Below are 6,339 nucleotides of genomic sequence, written 5' to 3'. Positions count from 1 at the left end.
GATAATATCACTCCATTCATTTTATACAGGTTATCTCAGGTCTCGATGTTAGAAAAATTCACAACAAAAGCGCCTAAAACAACGTTACCGCCTAAATAGCGGTAACGTTGTTTGGTAGAAGATAAAGATTAAAGAATCACGTCTACATTATCGTCCTCAATATTTACAAGGAGTTTCACTTCACTTCCCATTGCCGACGGATACCAGACTTCAACCCATACTTTATCAACATGATTGGGTAAAAGGAGAGTTGTAGAGAAATCAATATCTTGATTGATTGGGCTCCTCAGCACTTGTGAGGTGTAATCGACAACATCACCATTGAACTCTGTATAAATACTCATAAAACCTCGAGAACTTTGCGAGCTTGCTACGTCAACGTTTACAGACACTTCTCTCTCCGTAGAAAAATCAAAACCTTCCGGTATAGATAACTCAGATGATTTAATAGACTGCGGTACCACTACTGGAGCAGGTGCCACAACGTTATTGCTACCAACGGTCGAATTACTCGGAGGAGTGACGGGGACCGGAGCCGTAGTATTGCTCGGAGGAGCGACAGCACTTGGAGATGAAGCGGTACTATCACCTCCACCTCCGCCGCCACAAGCTGAAAGGAATACAAAGCCTACACCACTCAAAATTAGTTTGATTGTTTTCATAAATCCTCCTGATTAATCTTCCGTTGACCAAGTTTTGTTGGCGTTAGGGTTTTGGTACCACGTTGGTTTTGAAGCACCGCCTGATGTAGCCCACTCAGCAAATTCGGGGTACACCTCACTAACATCAATGTATTCTGATGGATGATTCCAAGGTGATGAAATTAAGATACCCCAAGGCATGTTTTGTGTCGTTCGGTAATATTTATCACTAGACGGGTCTGAATCATCTTGTGCAATACCATAGAAATCACTCACTAACGTGCCACGCGACGTTGGTGGGAAGTCCGCAGTATGGATTTCTAAGTCTTTCCCTGGCGATGTAGAGAAACTGTCACCATGGTAATAACCCGCTCCCGCACCAAAGATGAATGGGTCGAAGCCACTTAATGGCATCAGTGAACTCGCTGTGGGCTCGTTTCCAGAAGCAAACGGCAGAGAAATACTGAACGTCATTTGGTCAGCTTCTAAAGTCGGACTACAAGAAGGGTTAGTGCGGTGGAACATACACTCACCGTTAATCGGCAGATCATTTTTTAGGTTCAACGACGCGACAACAACGAGGTCTCCTCCTGGCGATGCAACACTTTTGTCTTCACCCGTAAACGGCGAAATATTTACCCGAGTCGCGCCATTCTTTTGCACTCGAGCCGTTTGAAGATCGACATCTGACTCATCGAAGCCATCAAGCTTCCATCCCAGTCCATTACCATAAGAAGCACCGTAGGCCATTATGGTTCCCGTAATATCCATTCGAAGCACTGCGTCCTCTTTACTTAAAATGGTGGTGCGGTAGTAAACCACAACGTCATTTAAGTCGAAGTCACCAACTTCTGGCCAATTATCTTCGAAGGCCGCTGTATAGTAATTCGAATGTTGAACCGTTGTGCCAGGATCCGTAACGTTAAACACGTAGTCCTCAACTTCACCATCACCAACATAACCGTCACTCGGAATGTTAGGGCTACTCGCTAAACGGAATCGAGTTTGTACGCTCCCAACGACAGCATCATCACCCACTCGAATAGGGACGACTTGGCTTCCATCTACAACAGAATGATTTTTTAGTAACTGCTCGTCATCCTCAAAAGATCCATTCATATCCCAGTCAGCCCAAGCTTGCAGATAACCACTCCCCACAACGTTGACATTAATTAAACTGTCTAAGCCAACTTCAAGGTTCGTCAACAATGTAATTCCGTCCTCATCATTTCCGCCAACATCCAAATCATCGCCGTTGGATGATGCACCAGGTTGGCCATCTGTATCGGCATCAACACTAGCACCTAAGTACAGTGTGGAAGATATCGCATGCTCAGCACCGTTACTCGCCTGCAACGTTCCATAACTATCAGGAGCGTCACCAAAATCAGATTCATCTGAACTTTCTATTGGCGTAGTAAACCCAGATAAGTCCCAGTTACCGTCAAATGCCGAGAAAATCGGGTTGGGGAAACTACTGCTACTGCTCGTAACCGTTTCAAATTGTAGAGTTACAATCGAGGTATTCTTGTAGGTGAATTTTACAGCACCGGAAGTGTCGGTTTCCGAATAGTTCGTACCTGGCCCGGTGAATAGAACCGACGTTCCATCGGCACTCTCTTCCGCCGTCAAACTCGCGCTAGCACTACCAAGTTGATAACTGTAGAAACCTTCACTTTTAAACACTCTTACTTGCTCCGACTGCACGGGTTCGCCATCAATGTCATAGCCAATCATGTCAAATTCGGGAAGTGTATAAGGCACTGAGAACGTACCTGAGAGGCCATCCGTACCATCATAAAATTCAAACGTATAAGTTAGACCTGCAGAGCCCGCAGAGTTAGTTTGATAGAGAAAACCAATATCTCCTGAGGGTTGTGTTGCACCAACTTTGTAGTTAGGAGCATGAAACAAAAATGTCGCATCACCGAACACACTACTAGACACTTTGGCATCTATTGTTTTTCCATCATGTGTACCAACGTTGAGGAAGTGCATCGAAGATCCATCATAGGTTGGCCCAGCCCACGAACTGCTGCCGTTCGTCGCCTCTACATGATTTGAAAAGTCCAAATCTACCGTCGTTGCATAGACAGGGGCACTGGCAACGGCCGTCATAAGATAAATAACTTGCTTGTATTTCATAGTAAACCTCGACTTCTTCTTCGCATGAGCGATTTCCTTGAAAAGTGTGTGAACTCTGAACGGCAAGTTAAAGAAGCGTCTCAGTTAACTCTGAAACAAACTATTCGCATCTTTGTTTATTATGTTGGTGCCGATAAAGCGAGCTGCTTAATACAAAGAAGCAAAAGAGAAGCCAAGTTTCCGATCGTTTCAAAATCACCGTATAACATTGAAAAATAAGACTTATTTTTCCACATTGAAATTACAGTCAGAATGAAACGGTCTTTTCTTCAAAATAAGAATCAATTTGATGAGAGGTTAGTCAACTTGAAAGTCTGTTAGATAAAGAAACGTTCTATGCTGGTTGGAAACGGATAGGTTGTTTACGGACTGGAGGCGTTTTGCTTAAAACTCAAATTACGATGGGTTAGCTCAACTAAAGGAGGGAGGAATTATTGTTGGTTCATGGTGAACAAAACTGTTTAAAACATTCTACTTTTAAACAGTTTTGATTTATCAAAAGGGTTACAGCATTTCCTTTGCGATTAGATGCAGCAAAAAGGTTTCACGTTCAATGCTCATGCCTTTTTTAGGGCTCTCAGCCATGGTCTTTTCGTTGTGAGCGATCGCTTCATGGATATTCATCCACACCGGTTTCATCCCGTTTTTCACTTCGTAGTCTTCGTAAGCTGTTTCGCCAAGCTCACGATCAATCTTGCATGAGTAGCAGTAAGAAATCATGTGCATTATATCTGCATCATCTTTATACCAAGGACGAAACTCTTCAAAAATACCGAACGGTTTAATACTGTGAATGTTCTTCGCACCCGTTTCTTCTTCAAGCTCACGGACCATACCTGCGATCACATCTTCACCGTCATCCAAACCACCACCAGGAATGGTGTAGTCGTGATAACGCTCTGTATAAAGCATCAAAATGTCTTCGCCATCTAACACAATCGCACGTGCAGCATTGCGCTTATATACCGTCTTATTGTCTAGGTGATCGATATCAGGGTGAATAGTGGTTTTTAGGTGTCTCATGATTCTGACTGCTCTACTGAATTTGGCGGCATCATATCATAATCATCAATAGATTCGACGTTCTCCGTCCCCTGAAAGAACACATAACCTCTGCTTTTGATCGCTGTTCCCCCACTGCTATCTAGTAGAAATAACCATCAAGTAGCACCTTATTGACGGAGGCCGTTCCTGTTAGAGCACCAGCTATGCCAGCATGATCAAACACTCAAAAATCCGTTAAAAATAGCGAAATATCAACCTATTTCAATATCTTGACCAAATTAGAACAACCTTTTCTGAAATCTAAAATATACTAGTTTCATAGAGCTTCTAATCTGGTTCTGTAGAACTTAACGCATTCGATTATAGAGTTATCACGTAGGAGATAAACATGAAGAAAATTGGTTTGATGGCTGTATTTGCCGTTGTGTTGGGCGGTTGTGCAAACGACTATGCAGAATATAGCGAAGGCCAACGTGTTTCAGTGGCTAACCCAGCTGCGGTTTATTGTGTTCAACAAGATGGTGAATTAGACACCGTAACTGAAAACAATCAACGCACTACTTATTGTGTATTTGATGACGGTGAACGTATCGAACAGTGGGAATACTACCGCAACAACCATGAGCAAAAAGAAGAAAGCTAAGCTGCGACATCGTGAACTGTTGACGTCACACCTATACACGACGTTGACCCTTCACTAATGCCACCCTGTCAAATGACATGACATTAGGTAAACTGTTCGCTATCGAGCGGTCGGTTTACCTTACTATACACATCAACTTTGTACACACATCAACTTTATACACAAAGCACCTTTGGGCTACCTACCTGTATTACTAATATTGGTGTTTTCGCTATCTCCACCAGCGATGTGTGTGATCTGATTCTGGATCTAAATAACGATTCAATAAAGTCAGGTTAGTATCGAGCAATGCTAGGTACTCCTTAACTTTTTCTATGTCGATTCCGACTGGGGTATTTTGGATGCAGGTCTCCAACACTGGAAGCAAGCTTTCTACGATATCAAAATGAGATGAACGCCCGACTAACTCCTTTGCCGCTAACAAGGCTTCCAAAGACAACCTTTCTGGCTCTCGTCTTACTGAATCCAAATCCCTCTTAAATGCACCCACAGAGACACCTTCAAGATAGACTCGGTAGGTCGTCAGAGCATCCATTAACAGAAACAATTGCCCTTGCTCTGTTTGATGAGGGTATGGCACTGCGACATGAGCCTCTCGCTGAGGATCTATTTGTAGTTCCACTCCAAGTGCAGAGCACTTCTCGACCAAAACCTTAAGCAAACCTTGCTCGTCCATCAGCGATTGAATCTCGAAGATACGTTGTAAGTGGTAGTCATTAGAAACGAACGTCACCGTCACACTCTGCCCGCGTGTAAACAGCCCACTTTCAATCATCTCTGAGGCCAAGTTTTGAATGTTCTCAACCGTATTTGTCGAATGCTGCTCAAGTAAAACCGCCCCTATGGGAAACGGATACTCAAGTTGATTTTCAAGCTCTCGAAAATACTCGTGCATCATATCGGCTTCAGAAACGGTTTGGCCTTGTGTCACCCCACCACAGAACGCCACAGCCGTTTGCTGGTTCGACTCTTCAGCCAAAGGCCCAGCCAGATACTCAACTAAAGCATCAACTCGACTGATTCCTTCATTAGTCAATTTATTCTCATTAAGTCGCTTACCTAGCACAATAAGGAGGTGAATAATGCTCATTTTATGTTCAAGTCTCGTTTTAGTGATTAGATGGAGTGAATTATGTATACAATACTTATTAACAAAAGTATTTTGAAATTCTTACATGTTGCTATCAATAATGCTCACTATTGATAGCAACATCTCGGGTCATACAAGAATAGACGTGTCGCTTTAAAGCAAACATAGCACGCTCTTGTATTTCATCGCTCTATGCTTGTTAACACGAGTTTCAATAAAAGAGACCTTTCAAGCAAAGAGCCAGCTCAATCGAATAACTGTTTCAGCCAAAGAACTGCTTCACCCAAAGAACAGGTTCACTCAAAGAAGTGGAACTAACGAAATACAAATTTTACACAGAGTTCGTTCATCGAACCGTCTTCACAGGAAGTTACTATGCTGTCTATTTTTGATATCTACAAAATTGGGGTTGGGCCGTCCAGCTCCCACACAAATGGACCAATGATCGCTGGGTTTAACTTTACCCAAAAAATTGATGCTCAGCTTACACAAGTAGAGCGTATTCAAATCGACTTATACGGCTCGTTATCATTAACGGGTATTGGTCACCATACAGACAGAGCGACCTTATTAGGTTTACTCGGCAACCGCCCCGACACCATTAAAATTACCAGTGCTAACAAAGCAATGCGTAAAGCAATTGAAGATAAGTCTCTACTGGTTAGCGGTAACCATGAAATTCACTTCGACGTAGAAAGCGACTTGCTGTTCCATAAAACCAACCTTCCGCTGCATGAAAATGGCATGACCATCTCTGCTTTTGACGCAAGCGGTAGTCTTTTAGAGATGGAAACATATTACTCAATTGGTGGTGG

Annotated in this window: 6 protein-coding genes; 2 read left to right on the top strand and 4 right to left on the bottom strand. The window is 43.0% G+C overall.

Annotation, left to right across the window (positions count from 1 at the left end; genetic code table 11):
- Positions 1 to 128: 128 nt before the first annotated feature.
- The 3 genes from AB4496_RS22740 to AB4496_RS22730 form a co-directional block, all read right to left on the bottom strand.
- Complete coding sequence (locus AB4496_RS22740) at positions 129 to 662, bottom strand: hypothetical protein (protein ID WP_009845611.1); 534 nt, start codon at positions 660 to 662, stop codon at positions 129 to 131.
- Between the two features lie 12 nt (positions 663 to 674).
- Positions 675 to 2,786, bottom strand: a complete 2,112-nt coding sequence (locus AB4496_RS22735; RefSeq protein WP_102257514.1) for an LruC domain-containing protein — start codon at positions 2,784 to 2,786, stop codon at positions 675 to 677.
- Positions 2,787 to 3,290: 504 nt separating this feature from the next.
- Positions 3,291 to 3,809 (bottom strand): NUDIX hydrolase, encoded by a 519-nt coding sequence (locus tag AB4496_RS22730; protein WP_009845614.1) that lies wholly within the window; start codon positions 3,807 to 3,809, stop codon positions 3,291 to 3,293.
- A 370-nt stretch (positions 3,810 to 4,179) separates the two neighbouring features.
- Between AB4496_RS22730 and AB4496_RS22725 the strand changes: the two genes are divergently transcribed.
- On the top strand, positions 4,180 to 4,434 hold the full coding sequence (locus tag AB4496_RS22725) for a DUF333 domain-containing protein (RefSeq protein WP_009845615.1): 255 nt from the start codon (positions 4,180 to 4,182) through the stop codon (positions 4,432 to 4,434).
- A 211-nt stretch (positions 4,435 to 4,645) separates the two neighbouring features.
- Here AB4496_RS22725 and AB4496_RS22720 read toward each other — a convergent pair whose 3' ends face one another.
- Positions 4,646 to 5,524 (bottom strand): YdcF family protein, encoded by an 879-nt coding sequence (locus AB4496_RS22720; RefSeq protein ID WP_009845616.1) that lies wholly within the window; start codon positions 5,522 to 5,524, stop codon positions 4,646 to 4,648.
- A 375-nt stretch (positions 5,525 to 5,899) separates the two neighbouring features.
- Here AB4496_RS22720 and AB4496_RS22715 point away from each other — a divergent pair.
- A partial coding sequence (locus tag AB4496_RS22715; RefSeq protein ID WP_372132062.1) for a serine dehydratase beta chain occupies positions 5,900 to 6,339 on the top strand: 440 nt, incomplete at its 3' end.

It is taken from the genome of Vibrio sp. 10N.222.46.A1 (genome assembly GCF_041473595.1).
Taxonomy (GTDB): domain Bacteria; phylum Pseudomonadota; class Gammaproteobacteria; order Enterobacterales; family Vibrionaceae; genus Vibrio; species Vibrio tasmaniensis_A.
This window is presented reverse-complemented; position numbering and strand designations above follow the sequence as displayed.

Excerpts from the sequence above, each read along its gene's own strand:
- AB4496_RS22740 (WP_009845611.1), bottom strand. The coding sequence starts at position 662 with ATGAAAACAATCAAACTAATTTTGAGTGGTGTAGGCTTTGTATTCCTT.
- AB4496_RS22735 (WP_102257514.1), bottom strand. The coding sequence starts at position 2,786 with ATGAAATACAAGCAAGTTATTTATCTTATGACGGCCGTTGCCAGTGCC.
- AB4496_RS22730 (WP_009845614.1), bottom strand. The coding sequence starts at position 3,809 with ATGAGACACCTAAAAACCACTATTCACCCTGATATCGATCACCTAGAC.
- AB4496_RS22725 (WP_009845615.1), top strand. The coding sequence starts at position 4,180 with ATGAAGAAAATTGGTTTGATGGCTGTATTTGCCGTTGTGTTGGGCGGT.
- AB4496_RS22720 (WP_009845616.1), bottom strand. The coding sequence starts at position 5,524 with ATGAGCATTATTCACCTCCTTATTGTGCTAGGTAAGCGACTTAATGAG.